Raw genomic sequence first — 16,774 nt, 5'->3', positions numbered from 1 at the left:
TTTGTTCAGCCGCCAAACGGAGTGAAGGATCTGCCCTATCTGTGGTTAAGAACACTTTCCCTATAAAATCTCCCCCCATTCTGCTTTTGAAACTAAAATGTTATAATCAAATTTCCATTTTTAGCCACACAATTGGCTATATTGAAATCGTAAACTAACTAAACTCGACCAATTGAAAAGAAAAGACTTCCTCTATTTATCCGGAATGGGTATGGGTGCCCTGCTTCTGCCCGACCTTTCTGCTTTCGGAACTCCGATAGACCCTTTACGGGCCTTAGACGGAGTAGATGTAAAAATTAAAAAAGAACTGGCAGATGTTGCACTAAATGCAGCAAAATCAAAAGGTGCAAGTTATGCTGATATCCGCATCGGGCGTTATCTTAACCAATTTGTAGCCACGCGTGAAAAACGGGTTCAGGGTGTAGCCAATACTGAATCGTATGGCGTGGGCATCCGTGTATTGGTTAATGGTTGCTGGGGTTTTGCCGCTACAAACAATGTAACTAAAGATGCCATTGCCAAAGCAGCTGAACAAGCAGTTGCGGTTGCAAAAGCCAATGCCAAAATACAGGGTGAACCGGTTCAACTGGCGCCCCAAAAAGGTTATGGAGAGGTAAGCTGGAAAACACCCATTGAAATTAATGCCTTTGAAGTGCCGGTAAAAGAAAAGGTAGACCTGCTTTTAAATGTTAATGATGTGGCCATGCAAAACGGCGCCAATTTTGTAAATTCCGTCATTTTCGCGGTTAATGAGCAAAAATACTTCGCTTCTACCGATGGCTCTTACATCGATCAGGACGTGCACCGCATTTATCCCACTTTTAACGTCACCAAAGTCGACCGTGAATCGGGTAAATTTAAAACCCGTAACGCATTAAGTGCTCCTTCTGGCAAGGGTTACGAATACATGCACGCGCGACCTGAAGATAAAGTTACCGGTATTGTTACGCGCTATAAAGGCCGTTACGATATGCTCGAAGACGTAAAGGAAGCAGCCCGTGTAGCTACAGAAAAAGTAAAAGCAAAATCCGTTGAACCGGGCAAATACGACCTGGTTTTAGATCCTTCGCACCTATGGTTAACCATTCATGAATCGGTTGGACATCCGACAGAATTAGACCGCGTTTTAGGTTATGAAGCCAATTATGCCGGAACGAGTTTCCTGACATTGGATAAATGGGAATCGAAAAAATTCAAATTTGGCAGCGATAAAGTGAACATTGTGGCCGATAAAACGCAGGTTGGATCGTTAGGTGCTGTAGGCTATGATGATGAAGGTGTAAAATGCAAAAAATGGGATCTGATCAAAGACGGCATTTTGGTCAGTTACCAGGCCATCCGCGATCAGGCACATATTATTGGTTTAACCGAATCGAACGGCTGCTGTTACTCACAAGGCTGGGATGATGTTCAGTTTCAGCGTATGCCAAATGTTTCACTACAGCCGGGCAAAGAAAAACTAAGTGTGGATGAGATGATCAAAAATGTTGAAAAAGGCATTTACATCATCGGCGATGGAAGTTTCTCTATTGATCAGCAACGTTATAATTTTCAGTTTGGCGGACAGATTTTCTATGAAATTAAGCAAGGCAAAATTGTAGGTATGCTTAATGATGTGGCCTATCAGGCCAATACACAAGAATTCTGGAACTCTTGTAATGCCATTTGCGATGAAAGTGATTACCGTTTGGGTGGCTCGTTTAACGATGGAAAAGGCCAGCCTTCTCAAAGCAGTGCTGTTTCGCATGGCAGCGCCACCACCAGGTTTAATGGAGTTAATGTTATCAATACAGCAAGAAAAATATAATTATGGCCATATTAAGTAAAGAAGAAGCCCAAGCGATATTAAAAAAAGTCATCGGTTATTCGAAAGCCGATTTTTGTGAGGTAAGTTTAACCGGCGCTGATGGAGGTAACATCCGTTATGCCCGTAATGCCGTTTCTACCGCAGGCCAGATCAGTACCATGAGCTTAGGCGTAAGTTCCACTTTTGGAAAGAAAACCGGTTCTGCCACTATCAATGAATTCGATGATGCCTCTTTGCAAAAAGTAATAAAGAGAGCAGAAGAGCTGGCCATGCTGGCGCCAGAGAATCCCGAATTTATGCCACCCCTAGGTCCACAAACCTTTGCAGAATCGAATACCTATAATGATAAAACAGCTGCTATTACCCCAGATACCCGGGCTGAAATGGTAGGTAAAAGTTTGAGCGTATCTAAAGCTGCGAACCTGGATGCTGCTGGTTTCCTTGAAAATGCTACCCGTTTCAATGCCATTATGAACTCGAAAGGTTTGTTTGCTTATAATAAAGGGACAAATGTTTCCTTTTCTGTTACAGTAAGAAACAAACAGGGAACAGGTTCTGGTTATGTAGAGCAGGATTTTAATGATCTGGATAAAATGGATACCCTTGCACTCAGTAAAATTGCGGCAAGCAAAGCCAATGGCTCGGCAGGGGCAAAAGCCATTGAGCCAGGCAAGTATACTGTAATTTTAGAGCCGCTTGCTGCCAGCGATATTATTGGCAATATGTTTAGGGGCTTTGATGCCCGCAGTGCTGATGAAGGCCGGAGTTTTATGAGCAAAAAAGGCGGCGGTACACGTTTAGGCGAACAATTATTCTCCGAAAATGTGAATATCTATTCTGACCCGATGAATGCTGAAATTCCATCTGCTACATTTACCGGAGAAGGTTTGCCGGTAACCAGAACGCAATGGGTAGAAAAAGGAGTGGTGAAAAACCTGTCTTATTCGAGATACTGGGCCGCGCAAAAAAATGTCAAACCACTTCCTTTTAGCCGCAGCATGATCATTGAAGGCGGCAATCAATCATTGGAAGATTTAATCAAGAGCACGGAAAAAGGGATATTGGTAACACGCTTCTGGTATATCCGATCAGTAGACCCGCAAACCTTATTATTGACCGGATTAACCCGTGATGGTACTTTTTACATTGAAAATGGCGAGATCAAATTCCCGATCAAGAATTTCAGGTTCAACGAAAGTCCTGTTATTATGCTGAACAATGTAGAAGCTTTGGGCAAGCCGGTGAGAACAGGAAGCGGATTGATCCCACCGATGAAAATCAGGGATTTTACATTCACTTCATTATCAGACGCGGTTTAAGTAGTGTCGTCCTCGACTGAAGTGCAACGGAATGGAGAGATCTATAACAGAAAATCTCTTTAAATAGATTTCTCCGTTTCGCTACCGATGAAAAATTGGCAGCTACAGTCGAAATGACGATATTTTTTAAGAATAATACCTATTTAACAACCACCATTCCCTCAGAAGGTCACCCTGAGCGGAGTCGAAGGGCATAAGTTAAATCATCTCGACTGAAGTGCAACGGAACGGAGAGATCTATAACAGTAAATCTCTTTAAATAGATTTCTTCGTTTCGCTACCGATGAAAAATCAGCAGCTACAGTCGAAATGACGATATTTTTTAAGAATAATACCTATTTAACAACCACCATTCCCTCAGAAGGTCACCCTGAGCGGAGTCGAAGGGCATAAGTTAAATCGTCATCTCGACTGAAGTGCAACGGAACGGAGAGATCTAATAGTTGAACAACTTAATAGATTTCTCCATTCCACAACCGATGAAAAATTGGCAGCTGCAGTCGAGATGACACCCCTTTTTTTATTAATAAATAATCCAAAAATTGAGAAGAAGAGATTTCCTATACATGACGGGTGTTGGCCTTACCGCCGGTATGATGCCAAATATCCCGGCCTTCGGCAAAATGATTTCTGTTGAAGAATCTTTAACGCCTGTTGATGTTGCTTTAAAGAAAAAAATGGCCGATGTTGCGCTCAATGCAGCCAAAAGCAAAGGTGCCACTTATGCTGATGTTCGTATAGGAAGATATTTGAACCAGGTTGTGGCCACCAGGGAAACACGGGTAGAGAACATTTCCAATTCTGAATCCTACGGGTTAGGTGTTCGCGTGATTGCAAACGGAAGCTGGGGTTTTGCCGCAACAAACAACATGGACGACAGCAGCATTGCCAAGGCTGCTGAAGCTGCCGTGGCCATAGCTAAAGGAAATGCCAGATTAATGGAAGAACCTGTAAGACTAGCCGCGCAAAAGGGTTTTGGCGAGGTAAACTGGAAAACACCCATTGAAATCAATGCCTTTGAAGTGCCCATTGCCGACAAAGTTGATCTCCTCTTAAATGTAAATAGCGAGGCCATGAAAGGTGGCGCTAAATATATCAGTTCCAATCTCTTCATGGTCAATGAACAAAAATATTTTGCCTCTACTGACGGATCTTACATCGATCAGGATATCCACAGGATATGGCCAACCTTTACCCTGACAAAAACCGATTCTGCCAGCGGCAAGTTCGAAACCAGAAATGCTTTAAGCGCACCAATGGGTATGGGTTTCGAGTACCTGAAGCCCAAAGATGAAGAAAAGATAAAAGGCGGGCCGGTTACCATGTACAAAAAACGGTACGATATGCTAGACGATGTGCGCGAAGCCGCAGTACATGTTGACGAGAAATTAAAAGCGAAACCTATAGCACCGGGTAAATACGACCTGGTTTTAGATCCGTCACACCTCTTTCTAACCATACATGAATCTGTCGGCCATCCCACAGAACTCGACCGCGTTTTAGGTTATGAAGCCAATTATGCCGGAACCAGTTTCCTGACATTGGATAAGTGGGAATCAAAAAAATTCAATTTCGGCAGTAAAGAAGTGAATATCATCGGCGACAAACTGGAACCAGGGTCGTTAGGTGCAGTAGGCTATGATGATGAGGGCGTAAAATGTGGTAAATGGGACATCATTAAAGATGGAATTTTGGTAAATTATCAAACCATCCGCGATCAGGCGCATATTTTAGGACTAAAAGAATCGCAAGGTTGTTGTTATGCCGACAGTTGGGACAGCATCCAGTTTCAGCGGATGCCCAACGTATCATTGGCGCCTGGAAATACGGCATTAAGTGCAGCCGACATGGTTAAAAATGTAGAAAAAGGTATTTATATGTTTGGCCGGAACTCTTACTCTATAGACCAGCAGCGTTATAATTTTCAGTTTAGCGCACAGCTGGCTTATGAAATTAAAGAAGGCAAAATTGTTGGCATGTTAAAAGACGCGGCTTATCAGGCCAATACCCAGGAATTCTGGAATTCATGCGTACAGCGCTGCGACAAAAACGATTATCGCCTGGGTGGGACATTTTCGGATGGTAAAGGTCAGCCAGGGCAGGTAAGCGCCGTTTCGCATGGTAGCGCAACCACACGTTTTAATGGCGTTAATGTAATTAATACCGGCAGGAAGCTGGGGTAGATTTATCGCTGACAGATATAGCCTGACTTTAAAAAATCATTCGTTACACTCAGGTTTGAAAATTGAGAAACAGCAGTGGAATCTGCGCTTGAATAGCTATGCTTTTCGTACGCGTCCCTTACACGAAGGCGCCCTGCTGTTATTCTGAACGCAGTGAAGAATCCTTCTATAAGGTAGTCAATCACACTAGAAAGATCCTTCGTTGCGCCCAGGATGACAATTTAAAACAGGATACACAATGGTATAAAAAATACTCCTTTTGTTATTTCAGTTCCTTTCTATTATCAATCGCAGTATCAAAAGTCTTATTAAACTCACCCTTTACCCATTGTACTTTACCGAAATCCTTTATCTCTGGTGCAATGATGTAATTTCCGGTCTCGCTATCCAGGATCACAACCATGTTAGTGGCATTTACTTCCGTACGGTACCTTCCGCCCGTTTGATCCTGACTATTTTTAAAACTGATGGCGGTAAACATAATGCCAGCGCCAAAAAATCCCAATAAAAGGGATTTGGAATCCAATGTAATTTTCATATTCTAAAGATTTATTTGTGTGTGAAATCAAATTAATGATTTTAATTCACGCATTTTAATTCTATCAGAAATATTGCATCACTTTTTACTACATGTTAAACAGAATATAAGTTAAAGCTGCTGAAGCCATAACAATAATCAATAGTTTTATCAAAAATTTTTGAATGGGATTTTGGTTATCCCCTACATGGTCAGAAATGATATCTTTGATCTCCGTATCCCTGCTTCGCTGCATCACATTGCCGGTAACCTCAGAGCGGATCAACTTTTCCACATAATCTTTACTTTCTGCCAACCCCGAACCTGTGGCATCCTTATAATGCTTAATGGCGTTTAGTTTATTGCCCTGATTTAAAATAGCCAATAGCTCAGCGTCCAGATTGCCGAGATTGGTTATTGGTTGCTGTACTCCAACTTCTAAGGCATCTACATAATCTTTAGCTTCTTTTAAACCGCATTTACTCTGATCTTTAATTATTTTGACGGCTGCCACTTTCTGATCCCTTGCGAGGAATAATAAGGCTTGTTGTTTTGTTTCGGGACTAACATTAATCATCACTTTTAATTTAGCAAAATGTATTCCGAAAAATGAGATTTCTACCTTGCTTTTGCCACTCCGCTACGCTGTTTAAATATCAGCAGCCAACAGATCTTACTTTCATTCTGAACGAAGAGTAATGTTTCATAATAATCTGTCTGTTTTAAAAGTGGTATCCAAGGAAAGAAAAGATAGGTTTTGACTTGGTTTAAAGAATATATCTCTTCAAAACCTCATTAATCCTGATTAAATTATTTCTGATAAAATCTTCCATCACAGCAGCGCGGCCCGCAATAACCACAATATTTTTGTCTGCCTGCAAAACCTGGTTCGATACATTTGCACACCTAATCAATTTTTTTTATACCACGCAACGCCAGATCCGGGCCAAAAAAATCGAATTAAGCACCTATTTTATTAGTAAATGAAATATAAAACTCCTTATTCAACGGTATTCGCCTGTTAAAATCAACGTTTTGCAATGACAGCGTAAACAATGCCAAGTAGAAGGGCAAGTAAACTGTACGATACCGGAACGAGGATGCTTCTTAAAATCAAAGCGATTTTACGATAGTTAAAGGCCGAAAAAAACTGATAATAAAACCAAATGCTATAGAAAAGACCTAAAAAACTTAATACACCGAAGTATAGAAATAACAGCACCTGGGTATTGTGATAGAATATGGTCAGGACCGAAACAAGCAGCCCGATAATCATTTCTACAATAACGCGGTACGAGTTTAAAACCAGGTGTTCTGAGAAGTTAAGCTTCGCTTTTCTAAACCAGATTAAACTGAAGCAAGAATAAACAGGAATTGTGATAATGAGTACTAGTTTGGGATAATGAGAAATAAATTTCTCGAGATCGTTCATCATTGCTTTGCCACTCTTAGGCATCAGATCGGACATATTGCCATGTGCATAGGGCGCTATGAGACCTGATACCGTCAGAATGAGCAGGATGAGCGTAATAAAACTAAAATAAGGAACCCTTTTGCCCTGAATGTATTCGCGGACACTGTGCCCCGGCCGGGTGAACAGGCTTTTCAGGGTAAATAAAATGCCTTTATCTACATGCCAAACCCCATGAATAAAATCATGTTCAATAAAGTGTTTAATGGAATAACGATGTGTAGTAGACTTTTGCCCACAGTTTGCACAGTAATTCTGCATCACCGGAGCGCCACAATTCAGGCAATCTGTTGACATGGCTGGCTATGATTTGGCGTTTCTGTTTTTAAGTTCAGTATTAATCTGCGACAAGCTGATAAAAGCTGGCAATAGTGTTAGCGAACTGCAAAACGGAACGATCATCAGTACTTTGGGCATGTTAGATGAAAAGGCCAGATAGATAATAACTGCAGTAGCAACGAGCAATACCAAGCCAAGCCCAAGCAGTGCACCCTGCAGACTTTTTTTCTTTTTATACAATTCTTCTACAGGTATTGCCGAAATGGAAGTTTCCTTTTTCATATCGTTTGCTCAGATTAATGTAGTTTGGGTCTTGCAGAGCGCTTCGTCATTCTTTTGCCAATCGCCCCGACTAGACAAATATACAACATATCACCAATTGGTGATAAAAATATTTAAAATGATTATGTAATTTTCCCGTTGGTTATTTATATGATATGGAAGAGGAAACAGAAGCCAAACCGTTTAGGAACAAAGAAAAAAGCAAACAGAAATTTTTATATGCGGTAGAAAAAATACTGCATACCAAAGGTTTTTCAGGCCTAAAGGTCAATGATATTGCACGTACTGCAGGCTTGGACAAAAAATTAATCTATAATTATTTTGGTGGGAAGGACGGTCTGATTGATGAATACATCCGATCACAGGATTTTTGGAGCAATGTAAAAGATGAATCGGGTGGAACTGTGATAAAAGATGGAGGAAAAAAATTTTCTAAAGACATGCTTCTCTCTCAATTCGATTATGTTTTCAAGAATAAAAATATCCAGAAAATTCTGCTTTGGGGATTATTAGACAACCGTAGATCCTTGAAAAAACTGGCGAACGATCGCGAAGAAAACGGAGCGCGCTTATTTGAAGGCATTACTGATCCTCATTTCGAGAAAAATGCCAAAAGATACCGGGCCATTATTGCATTGCTGATTTCAGGAATTTACTACCTTGACATTTACGCCACCACGAACGATTGTACATTTTGTGGATTGGACCTTAAAAGTGCAGATGGACGATCGGAAATTCAAAATGCCATTTCGTTTTTGATTGATAAAACTTATGAGTAAGAAAATGGAAAAGTTTAGATACTTCCTTTCCATTTTCTTCTTGAAGGCATAACTTGTTATCAACCTTATAACAGGCTATAATAGCCTCATTAAATTTACGACGTTATTAATTTGCTTAGCAACCACCTTTGCGGGGTAAACGTTTAAAAATTACCTTATTATCCCGTTCTACATATTCAGCAGATACTATTGGATATGAATACTTAGGTGCGTATGACATATTACGGCTTCTGACCATGATCTTATCGTTAATCTTTAAGCTATACAATGGTGCAAGTTGAGACTTTTCTGCCTCAAAATTTACAATGTAATCGGCACCATTAATGCGGGCCATTACACCGAACCCCAATCTTGATCCGGGCGGAAGCGTTAATGCCGTTACCACGGCTTCCATATCTGTAAATTCACTTATATCTTTTTTTATCTTAGCAGCACTGACATGTACATTTTTTCCTGTTGGTGACGATTCCCATTTTCTAAATTTAATACCATCAGGGCTAACCTCCCATTTTTTCTTCTCGGCGTCTCTTTGAGCAGCAGAAAGGGGTTTTGAGCTGAGCCTTTTACTCTCATTTTTAATTTCACGGTTAGCAAATGCTAATCCGCTTACCACCACCAGCGGCAAAATCAGCACATACATCATTTTGTTCCTCTTTTTTGCAGGTTTGATCATCATCGATCTATCTGCTGATAAATCAGATTTGTTTAAGGCTTTTTGTTTATTTTCCATATCTTTTTAAAAATTAATGAAACAAACTTACTTTGATATTTATCCGTCTGAAGAAGCAGGATTGTAAATAAAAATGTAAACTTTGTAAATAAAACATTGACATTATGCAACTTAGTCGAAACCTCTTCACGGGTAAAAGCATGTACCTCTTCGGTGCATTATTGCTTTTATCTTTCATCATGATTTTTGCAGCTTTCAGTATTTCGGATAATGATGATTTTCATCTTTCAAGAAGAGAGGTCTTATTTCGTCGCATCGGAGATGAACTACTTTTACAATCGGGCGATAGTATATCCAGGGTGCTTCCGATAAAAAAGGTTGCGGAAAATGAATATCAAATTCAGTTTGAGCATGAATTTAGTTTCAACCCCATCACCCTGGTGAATACGACTAAACGTTTGCTAGCAAATGACCCAATGACAGACAACTACGTAGTTAAAGTGCTGAATATTAACGATTCAAGCACTGTTTATGGCTACGCAATAGCCCACAACAAAAAAGATGAAATTATAGCCTGCATAGGAAGAAAACAACCAAAAGCACAATATATGATCAACATTCAACTGAAACCTACAGGCATAATCACCAAAAAGAATGGGTATCTGCTCGGTAGCCTGCCATTTTTAGCGTTTGTTGGCTTTATCTTCTTTAGATCGGTTAAACCCATAAAGGCTTTACCCAATGATGATGAACATAACGACCTGATAACTTTAAGTTCAGTTCTGTTTGATGCTAAAAACCGTAAACTCACCCTAAATGAAGACACAATAGCGTTAACTGGTACGGAAACAAGATTACTGCTCATCTTCGCCCAGTCTCCTAACGAAACCATAGAGAGAAGCCGGCTGCAAAAAGAAATATGGGAAGATGAAGGGATTATTGTTGGCCGTAGCCTGGATATGTTTATATCGAAACTGAGAAAAAAACTGGCACCTGATCCAAACATCAATATTACTGTGGTCCGCGCTAAGGGATATAAGCTTGAAATTAAGGGTTAAACAGAAAACGGTAATAAGAAAACGATATCATATTATAAAAAAACAGGATCAGATTTGATATACAAAACTAGTCCTGCTCTTTAATTACTGGAATTCCTTTTTTAGAATTAAATTAAATACCTGACATTATTCATCAAAACTGATCAATGCCTTGATCAGCGATTCATTGGCCTGGAGCAAATGATTAAACTTTTCTTTTACTTCCGTAAATGGAACATTATGGGTGATAAAATCCATCGGTTTAACCAACCCTTTTCTAATGCAATCAATCACATAGGCAAAATCATGCGGCAAGGCATTTCTACTGCTCATCAGTACAGCTTCGCGCTTATGAAACTCAGGATGTACCACCTCAATCGTACCTTTCTGAAGGCCTATCATGATAAATTTACCGGTATGTGCCAAAAATTTGAAAGCATTGTTAATGGCATTTAAATTTCCGGTACAATCAATTACCACTTTCGCCATTTCTCCATCGGTAATTTTTGACAGCTGCTCTAAAACGTCGGTTTTTAATGGATTTATGGTGTGTGTGATACCCAAACGCTCGCTGCAAAAAGATAACCTGTTATCATTTACATCAATAACGATAACCTCAGCTCCACTTATTTTGGCAAAGGCAATAGTCCCCAAACCAATAGGTCCGGCGCCGAGTATCACCACGGTGTCGCCTTTGTTCAACTGTGCCAGGCCAACGCCGTGCGCTCCAATGGCCAATGGCTCTATCAGTGCAAGTTCATCTACAGTTAATCCTTCCCCACTAACAATTGCAGTTGCAGGAACCGTGATATACTCTTGCATCGCACCGTCTATATGAACCCCGAAAACTTTAATATTTACACAACAATTGGTTCTGCCGCTTCGGCATGCAATGCACTTTCCACAATAAAAATATGGACTAATGGTAACCAGATCTCCGGTTTTAAAGTTTGCTCCTCCCCCAGCCTCTACTACCTCAGCAGCAATTTCGTGGCCGAGGATTCTTGGATATTCGAAAAATGGCTGTGTACCTTCAAATGCGTGGTAATCGGTGCCACAAATTCCCAGTCTCCTCATTTTGAGCAATACCATCCCGTCTTCAACTGATGGCATTTCTTTATTGATATAGGTAAATTCTCCTGGTGTATTACAAACTAATGCTTTCATCCTTATTATAAAAATTCAATTAATCCCTGTGTTTTCATTTCCTGCCAAAACCCGGCAGGAATTTCTTTTTGGGCCAGCGCAGCATTAACAGCCACCTTTTCAGGCCGTGTGGTATTTAAAGCAATGCTTTTTACGCCGGGAAAACCTGCAGAAAAACTAAAACAGGCCTCAGCAGGAAGTACCTCAAACGTTTTACAAACCTGATAAAACTTATCTCTCCATTCCAAAAGCGCTTTCCCCGTCAAACTATTCCCATCAACCGGCTGGTAATTATAAAAATCTCCGCCGGTTAAAAAGCCGCCATTAAATATGGCCGAGTTAATTACTTTAATATTTTTCTGGTCTAGCTCTTTTATAAATGCGATCAAATCAGGGGGATGCGATTTGATGGTTAAGCTGTTGGCAATCATCACCCAGTCAAGATCAACATCTGCCGCGATAGCCTGAATAATTTTCCAATCTTTTGCACCTACCCCGATGGAAGAAACTAAGCCGGCAGATTTTAGTTCGGCCAAAGCCATGTAAGCATCAAGAATTTGTTGATAACGTTCTTTATAATCTTCCTCACCTTCGCTTGCAATAAGATATTCGTCGGGATCGTGTACCGACACCATCTGTGCCTTGTAATGGCCCAGAAGCTCGTTACCTTGCTCAAAACACTTTAATATCCCATCATAACTGATCATCTGCACCGCATCATGTTCAATATCCTTCCAGATACCGGGCTCAAATGTAGGTTCAGGAGTTAAAAGAGGTGTTCTGTACCAGCCCAGCTTATTGCTAATGACTACCTGTTGAGGATCTACCTTCAAATCCGCCAAGCATTTTCCCAGCGATTCTAATGCGAGACCTGCACCATATTTACCTGCCGTATCAAAAAAGGCAACCGGTTTTGATGAGTCTACACAGGCTTTTACAACTTCCCGTTTAACATTATAATCTATTGCCAGATAAAGATTTCCCAAACTACTGGTTCCGAAAACAACCGGAGGCAAATTTAGTACCGGCTCTTGTTGTTTATTTTCGTTAAGCATTTAACTGAAATATATTTTTCATTAGTACCCACTTTTCTCCGGGCTTTGCAAATGGCAATGCCTGTTGGTATTTCCACATCAGCTTTTCCCATTCCTCTACCTTCGGGTTGGAGGCATCCATCAGTGCCTTTTTGTCGAAGCTAAAATCGTTTTCTGTTTCCATAATCATAAACAGGCGGTTGGAAACACGGTAAATTTGCATATCCAGTATGCCCGAGTCGATAATGCTACGTTTAATTTCAGGCCATCCATTAACATGGTACGCTTCATATTCTGCGATCAGTTTTTCATCGTCTACCAGATCGAGGGCTAAACAGTATCTTTTCATTTTTAATTATAAAATTTCATTCGGTTGATTAATGATGTCTTTTCTTGTTGTTTTTTGCCCCATTAAGCCAAATAGCATAATCACAACAAAACAAACCAGGGGCACGTAATATCCATTCTGGATATTTCCCGTTCCGTCACTCAAATATCCAAAAAAACGTGGTAATATTGCGCCACCAACAATTGACATGATAATTAAACTACTTCCCAGTTCGGTATCCTCTTTAAGGTCTTTAATGCCCAGAGAGAAAATAGTAGGAAACATCACCGACATAAAAAAACAAATGCCAATAACGGCATACACCGTTGTGATGCCAGAAGCCATGATGGCAACAAAGCAAAGCAATGCACTGATAAAGGCATAGGTAACCAATAAATATTGGGCCTTAAAAAAGCGCATCAGGAAAGTAGTAAAAAAACGTCCGATCAGAAATGCAAAACCACAAACACCTAAGTAATAAGTTGCCTCTTTATCTGTAATACCCGCTGATTTAGTTGCATAAAGAATAAACAAGCTAAATACAGATACCTGTGCGCCAACATAAAAAAACTGTGCAGCTATTGCCCACGATAAATGTTTATGTTTAAAAACCTGCCAAAAACTTTGTTTAGCCGTCCCTTCATTATTTGTTCTGATATCGGGTAATTTGATAAAATAAAATACAGCAGCCAATATAACCAATATGGTCCCTAACACAAAATATGGTCCCTGTACAGAGGTAGCTTCTGATGCCAGTACCGATTTTTGAGTAGCCAGATCCATTTTTGCAAGCGCGCTATCTGATACGCCCTCTACCAAGATCAGTTTACCGCCAATGATTGGTGCAAGTGAAGCCGCAAGCCCGTTAAAAGACTGGGCAAGATTTAGTCTGAAAGTAGAGGTTTCCGGTTTTCCAACCAAGGTAATATAGGGGTTTGCTGCTGTTTCCAGAATAGTGAGTCCGCATGCAATAATAAAAAGTGCAGCCAGGAAGAAATTGTAGGATTGTACCTGGGCCGCAGGCAAAAACAAATAACAGCCTACTGAAAATATCAAAAGGCCAATGATTATCCCACTTTTATAGCCGTATTTTTTCATGATGATACCTGCCGGCAACGCCATTACAAAATAGGCGATAAAAACCGCCGAGTCTACAAGCGTAGCCTGTACCGTAGTGAGCGTAAATGAACGTTTTAAATGCGGAATTAATATAGGGTCAAGATTATGGGCAAATCCCCATAAAAAAAACAGTGAGGTAATTAATATTACCGCCAGCGTGGAGCGCTTATTTTCCATCAAAGAAGATTGAGTACATTTTTATTTTTTAAATTCTATTTTAAATCCTGTAACCGCCCAGGCAGGGTAATTCTTAGGCTTTTTGATCAGCAGTGCATCGTCGGTTTGTGTCCAGTCTAGTTTTTCCTTACTGCCCAGAAGGGTAACCGAATGAATCGGTTTTTCAAGATATTTAGAATTTTTTCCTAATAATTCCATTTTGATCTCTTTTTCAGGCATGCTCATGCAAAACGCAAAAAGGTTACCCCCTTTTGTGGTATATCGGATATCCGTAGCTTGGTAATCACGTGTATCGGCCAATCCGCCAAAATCTCCTTTTTTCTGGTTCGATTTGATAGTAGATGGTCCCTCTCCATACACTTTCCAGGGCCTTGTGGCGTAAATTCCTTCTCCATAAGTTTTGGTCCATTCGCCTAACTCCGTTACAATTTTAATTACATCAGGCTCTAAATCGCCCTCAGGGGTTTGCACCACATTAATCAGCAGGTTTCCGTTTTTACTAACCACATCAATCAATAGCTGGGCAATTTCATTTGTACTTTTGTAACGTTGGCCTGTCCGGTAATACCAATCGCCAATTGAAGTATCGGTTTGCCACGGGAAAGGACTGATCGAATCGAGCACACCACGCTCCACATCCTGCGCCCATTTACCTTCAGAAGGTTCTTTAGGGGTATAAACCGCTTCAAGTTTACCTTTGTTTTTAGCCAGGTCCTGGTTGTAGTAATGCGCCACCATTTTACGGCCATATTCTTCAAAAGGCACTTTGCTATCAGAATAAAGCAGATCGGGATGATAATTATCAATCAGTTCGGTTACGTAGGTTAACCATTTTTTATGCCATGCCGGATTATTGGTCAGCCATTCTTTAATGTTGCTTGAATCAGCTGGCAAATGGTACAGATCTGAATATTGTGGATCATGTCCATCATACGGAACCCCGGCAAACGGTCCGGTTTTATCGGCTCCATGGCTGGGTTGGAACCAGTTGAAACTTGCAGCCAGGTGTTCAGAAATCCCAAAACGGAGGCCTTCTTTTTTTGCTGCTTTTTGCCAAAGGCCAACTACATCCTTTTTAGGCCCCATTTTTACAGAATTCCATCTATGGATTTTCGAGTTCCACAAGAAAAACATATCGTGGTGTGAACCCATACTCACAAAATATTTTGCCCCCGCTTTTTTATAAAGGGCCATCAATTGTTCAGGGTTCCATTTTTCTGCCTTCCAGAGTGGAATAATATCTTTATAACCAAATTTAGATGGTGGTCCGTAATGTGCTACATGATATTTGTTCTGATCATTGCCTTGCAGATACATGCCCCGGGCATACCAATCGCCCTGACGGGGAACTGCCTGAGGCCCCCAGTGCGACCAGATACCAAATTTAGCATCACGGAACCACTCGGGGTATTGATACTGCTTTAAAGATTCGTCTGTAGGTTTGAATTTACCCTGCTCAGGGCTGGTGTTTTTTTGCTGAGCCTGTGCATTTAGCAACATGGAAATTGCAATAATGCCTATGGATATTTTTTTTCTCATTTGTGTAATAACGATTTTTATATCTGGTTACTATTTTCAAAAATAAACATGTTATCCGGTCTATTTTTAAATAAATTAGACTATTTATTGTAAAAATCCGACATTTAAAAATGATTAAGCGAGTACTGCAGAATACCTTTTCACTACTCAATGTAGATTATGTGAAATTATCGGAAAAATGGAATTACCTAAACGTCATCAGTCCTTATTTCCGGATTTATTATATAGACGAAGGAAGCGGTGAGATATCCGGCCAGTCGGGTTCTTTAAAACTTGAACCTGGATACCTGTATATTATACCCAGTTTTACCCTTTGTAATTTACATTGCGACGGATATTTAAGCCAGTATTTTGTGCAGTTTTTTGAAGAGTCTGTAGATGGGAGTTCTCTTTTTGCACGAAGCCGTAATGCTTCGAAAGTGAAGGCAAAGCAGATGGATATTGACCTTTTTAAACGATTGCTCGAAATAAATCCGGGCCGTGGCATTAACCGGTCTGATGATCCGAAAATTTATGAGAAAAATATTTACTATAAAGAATATCAGGAGCTGAACAACATGCAGGGTTTAGCCAGCTACCTGGAAACCCAGGGGATACTGCTTCAGTTGATGGGACGCTTGCTCCAACCACAATTACAACGCAAACCGGAAGAACGGCATGCGCCCGCGAAGATCGTGGAAACAGTGGGTTACATACTCGTCAATCTGCACCAGGAACTATCTGTCACCAGTTTAGCTTCACGTATTAATCAGCATCCCGATTACTTCTCCCGTTTATTCAAAACTTTTACCGGGCAACGCCCTGTTAGTTATATTCTTGAAAAAAGGATCGAACGTGCGCAGTATTTATTGGCTACCAGCCGGCTTGCCTATTCAGAAATTGCAACACAAACCGGTTTTGACAACCTCTCCTACTTTTCAAAATCTTTTAAAAAACTTACGGGCATGTCGCCCAGTACCTATAAGAAACAGGTTTATACGGTAGGGTTTACTTTGTAACATTTCAACAATCAAGAGTTAAAAACCTGATCAACGGCAGGGGTGCCTATCAAAAGGTATTTACCTATATGGTTTGCCGCCGTGATGTT

16 protein-coding genes are annotated in these 16,774 nt (G+C 40.5%); 6 read left to right on the top strand and 10 right to left on the bottom strand.

The features are described from left to right. The first annotated feature begins 172 nt into the window (after positions 1 to 172). From BM107_RS08045 to BM107_RS08035, 3 genes are all read left to right on the top strand, one after another. Complete coding sequence (locus tag BM107_RS08045) at positions 173 to 1,807, top strand: TldD/PmbA family protein (RefSeq protein WP_090982073.1); 1,635 nt, start codon at positions 173 to 175, stop codon at positions 1,805 to 1,807. A 2-nt stretch (positions 1,808 to 1,809) separates the two neighbouring features. After that, positions 1,810 to 3,126 (top strand): TldD/PmbA family protein, encoded by a 1,317-nt coding sequence (locus BM107_RS08040; RefSeq protein ID WP_090982071.1) that lies wholly within the window; start codon positions 1,810 to 1,812, stop codon positions 3,124 to 3,126. Positions 3,127 to 3,668: 542 nt separating this feature from the next. Next, positions 3,669 to 5,309, top strand: a complete 1,641-nt coding sequence (locus tag BM107_RS08035) for a TldD/PmbA family protein (protein WP_090982069.1) — start codon at positions 3,669 to 3,671, stop codon at positions 5,307 to 5,309. A gap of 262 nt (positions 5,310 to 5,571) precedes the next feature. Here the strand turns inward: BM107_RS08035 and BM107_RS08030 are convergent, their stop codons facing one another. The 4 genes from BM107_RS08030 to BM107_RS08015 form a co-directional block, all read right to left on the bottom strand. Next, positions 5,572 to 5,847: a hypothetical protein gene (locus tag BM107_RS08030; RefSeq protein WP_090982067.1), complete on the bottom strand. Its 276-nt coding sequence runs from the start codon at positions 5,845 to 5,847 to the stop codon at positions 5,572 to 5,574. Between the two features lie 88 nt (positions 5,848 to 5,935). Continuing rightward, positions 5,936 to 6,403, bottom strand: coding sequence for a hypothetical protein (locus tag BM107_RS08025; RefSeq protein WP_090982065.1), 468 nt, complete (start codon positions 6,401 to 6,403; stop codon positions 5,936 to 5,938). 450 nt (positions 6,404 to 6,853) lie between these two features. Next, complete coding sequence (locus BM107_RS08020) at positions 6,854 to 7,594, bottom strand: DUF3667 domain-containing protein (protein ID WP_090982063.1); 741 nt, start codon at positions 7,592 to 7,594, stop codon at positions 6,854 to 6,856. A gap of 6 nt (positions 7,595 to 7,600) precedes the next feature. Continuing rightward, complete coding sequence (locus tag BM107_RS08015; RefSeq protein WP_090982061.1) at positions 7,601 to 7,858, bottom strand: hypothetical protein; 258 nt, start codon at positions 7,856 to 7,858, stop codon at positions 7,601 to 7,603. A gap of 155 nt (positions 7,859 to 8,013) precedes the next feature. Between BM107_RS08015 and BM107_RS08010 the strand changes: the two genes are divergently transcribed. Beyond that, a complete protein-coding gene (locus BM107_RS08010; RefSeq protein ID WP_090982059.1) occupies positions 8,014 to 8,637 on the top strand; it encodes a TetR/AcrR family transcriptional regulator in 624 nt (207 codons plus the stop codon). Positions 8,638 to 8,752: 115 nt separating this feature from the next. Here BM107_RS08010 and BM107_RS08005 read toward each other — a convergent pair whose 3' ends face one another. Further along, on the bottom strand, positions 8,753 to 9,367 hold the full coding sequence (locus BM107_RS08005) for a hypothetical protein (RefSeq protein ID WP_244278763.1): 615 nt from the start codon (positions 9,365 to 9,367) through the stop codon (positions 8,753 to 8,755). Positions 9,368 to 9,471: 104 nt separating this feature from the next. Between BM107_RS08005 and BM107_RS08000 the strand changes: the two genes are divergently transcribed. Beyond that, a complete protein-coding gene (locus BM107_RS08000) occupies positions 9,472 to 10,365 on the top strand; it encodes a winged helix-turn-helix domain-containing protein (RefSeq protein ID WP_090982057.1) in 894 nt (297 codons plus the stop codon). Positions 10,366 to 10,491: 126 nt separating this feature from the next. On the opposite strand, the gene BM107_RS07995 is transcribed toward BM107_RS08000, so the two are convergent. Genes BM107_RS07995 through BM107_RS07975 form a run of 5 tightly spaced genes read right to left on the bottom strand, consistent with a single transcriptional unit; the run spans position 10,492 to position 15,687 of the window. Then, positions 10,492 to 11,511, bottom strand: coding sequence for a zinc-binding alcohol dehydrogenase family protein (locus BM107_RS07995; protein WP_090982055.1), 1,020 nt, complete (start codon positions 11,509 to 11,511; stop codon positions 10,492 to 10,494). Positions 11,512 to 11,516: 5 nt separating this feature from the next. After that, positions 11,517 to 12,545, bottom strand: coding sequence for an aldo/keto reductase (locus BM107_RS07990; protein ID WP_090982053.1), 1,029 nt, complete (start codon positions 12,543 to 12,545; stop codon positions 11,517 to 11,519). Next, a complete protein-coding gene (locus BM107_RS07985; protein ID WP_090982051.1) occupies positions 12,538 to 12,873 on the bottom strand; it encodes an L-rhamnose mutarotase in 336 nt (111 codons plus the stop codon). Before BM107_RS07985 ends, BM107_RS07990 begins: the two co-directional genes overlap by 8 nt. 6 nt (positions 12,874 to 12,879) lie before the next feature. Beyond that, on the bottom strand, positions 12,880 to 14,148 hold the full coding sequence (gene fucP / locus BM107_RS07980; protein WP_090982049.1) for an L-fucose:H+ symporter permease: 1,269 nt from the start codon (positions 14,146 to 14,148) through the stop codon (positions 12,880 to 12,882). A gap of 21 nt (positions 14,149 to 14,169) precedes the next feature. Further along, a complete protein-coding gene (locus tag BM107_RS07975) occupies positions 14,170 to 15,687 on the bottom strand; it encodes an alpha-L-fucosidase (RefSeq protein WP_090982047.1) in 1,518 nt (505 codons plus the stop codon). A 110-nt stretch (positions 15,688 to 15,797) separates the two neighbouring features. Here BM107_RS07975 and BM107_RS07970 point away from each other — a divergent pair, with 110 nt between their 5' ends. Beyond that, positions 15,798 to 16,685, top strand: a complete 888-nt coding sequence (locus BM107_RS07970; RefSeq protein ID WP_090982045.1) for a helix-turn-helix domain-containing protein — start codon at positions 15,798 to 15,800, stop codon at positions 16,683 to 16,685. Positions 16,686 to 16,774: the final 89 nt, after the last annotated feature.

It is taken from the genome of Pedobacter suwonensis (assembly GCF_900111825.1).
Classification (GTDB): domain Bacteria; phylum Bacteroidota; class Bacteroidia; order Sphingobacteriales; family Sphingobacteriaceae; genus Pedobacter; species Pedobacter suwonensis.
This window is presented reverse-complemented; position numbering and strand designations above follow the sequence as displayed.

Bases quoted from the DNA above. Each gene is read 5' to 3' on its own strand.
- BM107_RS08015 (WP_090982061.1), bottom strand. From the start codon at position 7,858: ATGAAAAAGGAAACTTCCATTTCGGCAATACCTGTAGAAGAATTGTAT.
- BM107_RS08030 (WP_090982067.1), bottom strand. From the start codon at position 5,847: ATGAAAATTACATTGGATTCCAAATCCCTTTTATTGGGATTTTTTGGC.
- BM107_RS08040 (WP_090982071.1), top strand. From the start codon at position 1,810: ATGGCCATATTAAGTAAAGAAGAAGCCCAAGCGATATTAAAAAAAGTC.
- BM107_RS07970 (WP_090982045.1), top strand. From the start codon at position 15,798: ATGATTAAGCGAGTACTGCAGAATACCTTTTCACTACTCAATGTAGAT.
- BM107_RS07975 (WP_090982047.1), bottom strand. From the start codon at position 15,687: ATGAGAAAAAAAATATCCATAGGCATTATTGCAATTTCCATGTTGCTA.
- BM107_RS07995 (WP_090982055.1), bottom strand. From the start codon at position 11,511: ATGAAAGCATTAGTTTGTAATACACCAGGAGAATTTACCTATATCAAT.
- BM107_RS07990 (WP_090982053.1), bottom strand. From the start codon at position 12,545: ATGCTTAACGAAAATAAACAACAAGAGCCGGTACTAAATTTGCCTCCG.
- BM107_RS08005 (WP_244278763.1), bottom strand. From the start codon at position 9,367: ATGGAAAATAAACAAAAAGCCTTAAACAAATCTGATTTATCAGCAGAT.
- BM107_RS07985 (WP_090982051.1), bottom strand. From the start codon at position 12,873: ATGAAAAGATACTGTTTAGCCCTCGATCTGGTAGACGATGAAAAACTG.
- BM107_RS08020 (WP_090982063.1), bottom strand. From the start codon at position 7,594: ATGTCAACAGATTGCCTGAATTGTGGCGCTCCGGTGATGCAGAATTAC.
- BM107_RS08000 (WP_090982057.1), top strand. From the start codon at position 9,472: ATGCAACTTAGTCGAAACCTCTTCACGGGTAAAAGCATGTACCTCTTC.
- BM107_RS08010 (WP_090982059.1), top strand. From the start codon at position 8,014: ATGGAAGAGGAAACAGAAGCCAAACCGTTTAGGAACAAAGAAAAAAGC.
- fucP (WP_090982049.1), bottom strand. From the start codon at position 14,148: ATGGAAAATAAGCGCTCCACGCTGGCGGTAATATTAATTACCTCACTG.
- BM107_RS08025 (WP_090982065.1), bottom strand. From the start codon at position 6,403: ATGATTAATGTTAGTCCCGAAACAAAACAACAAGCCTTATTATTCCTC.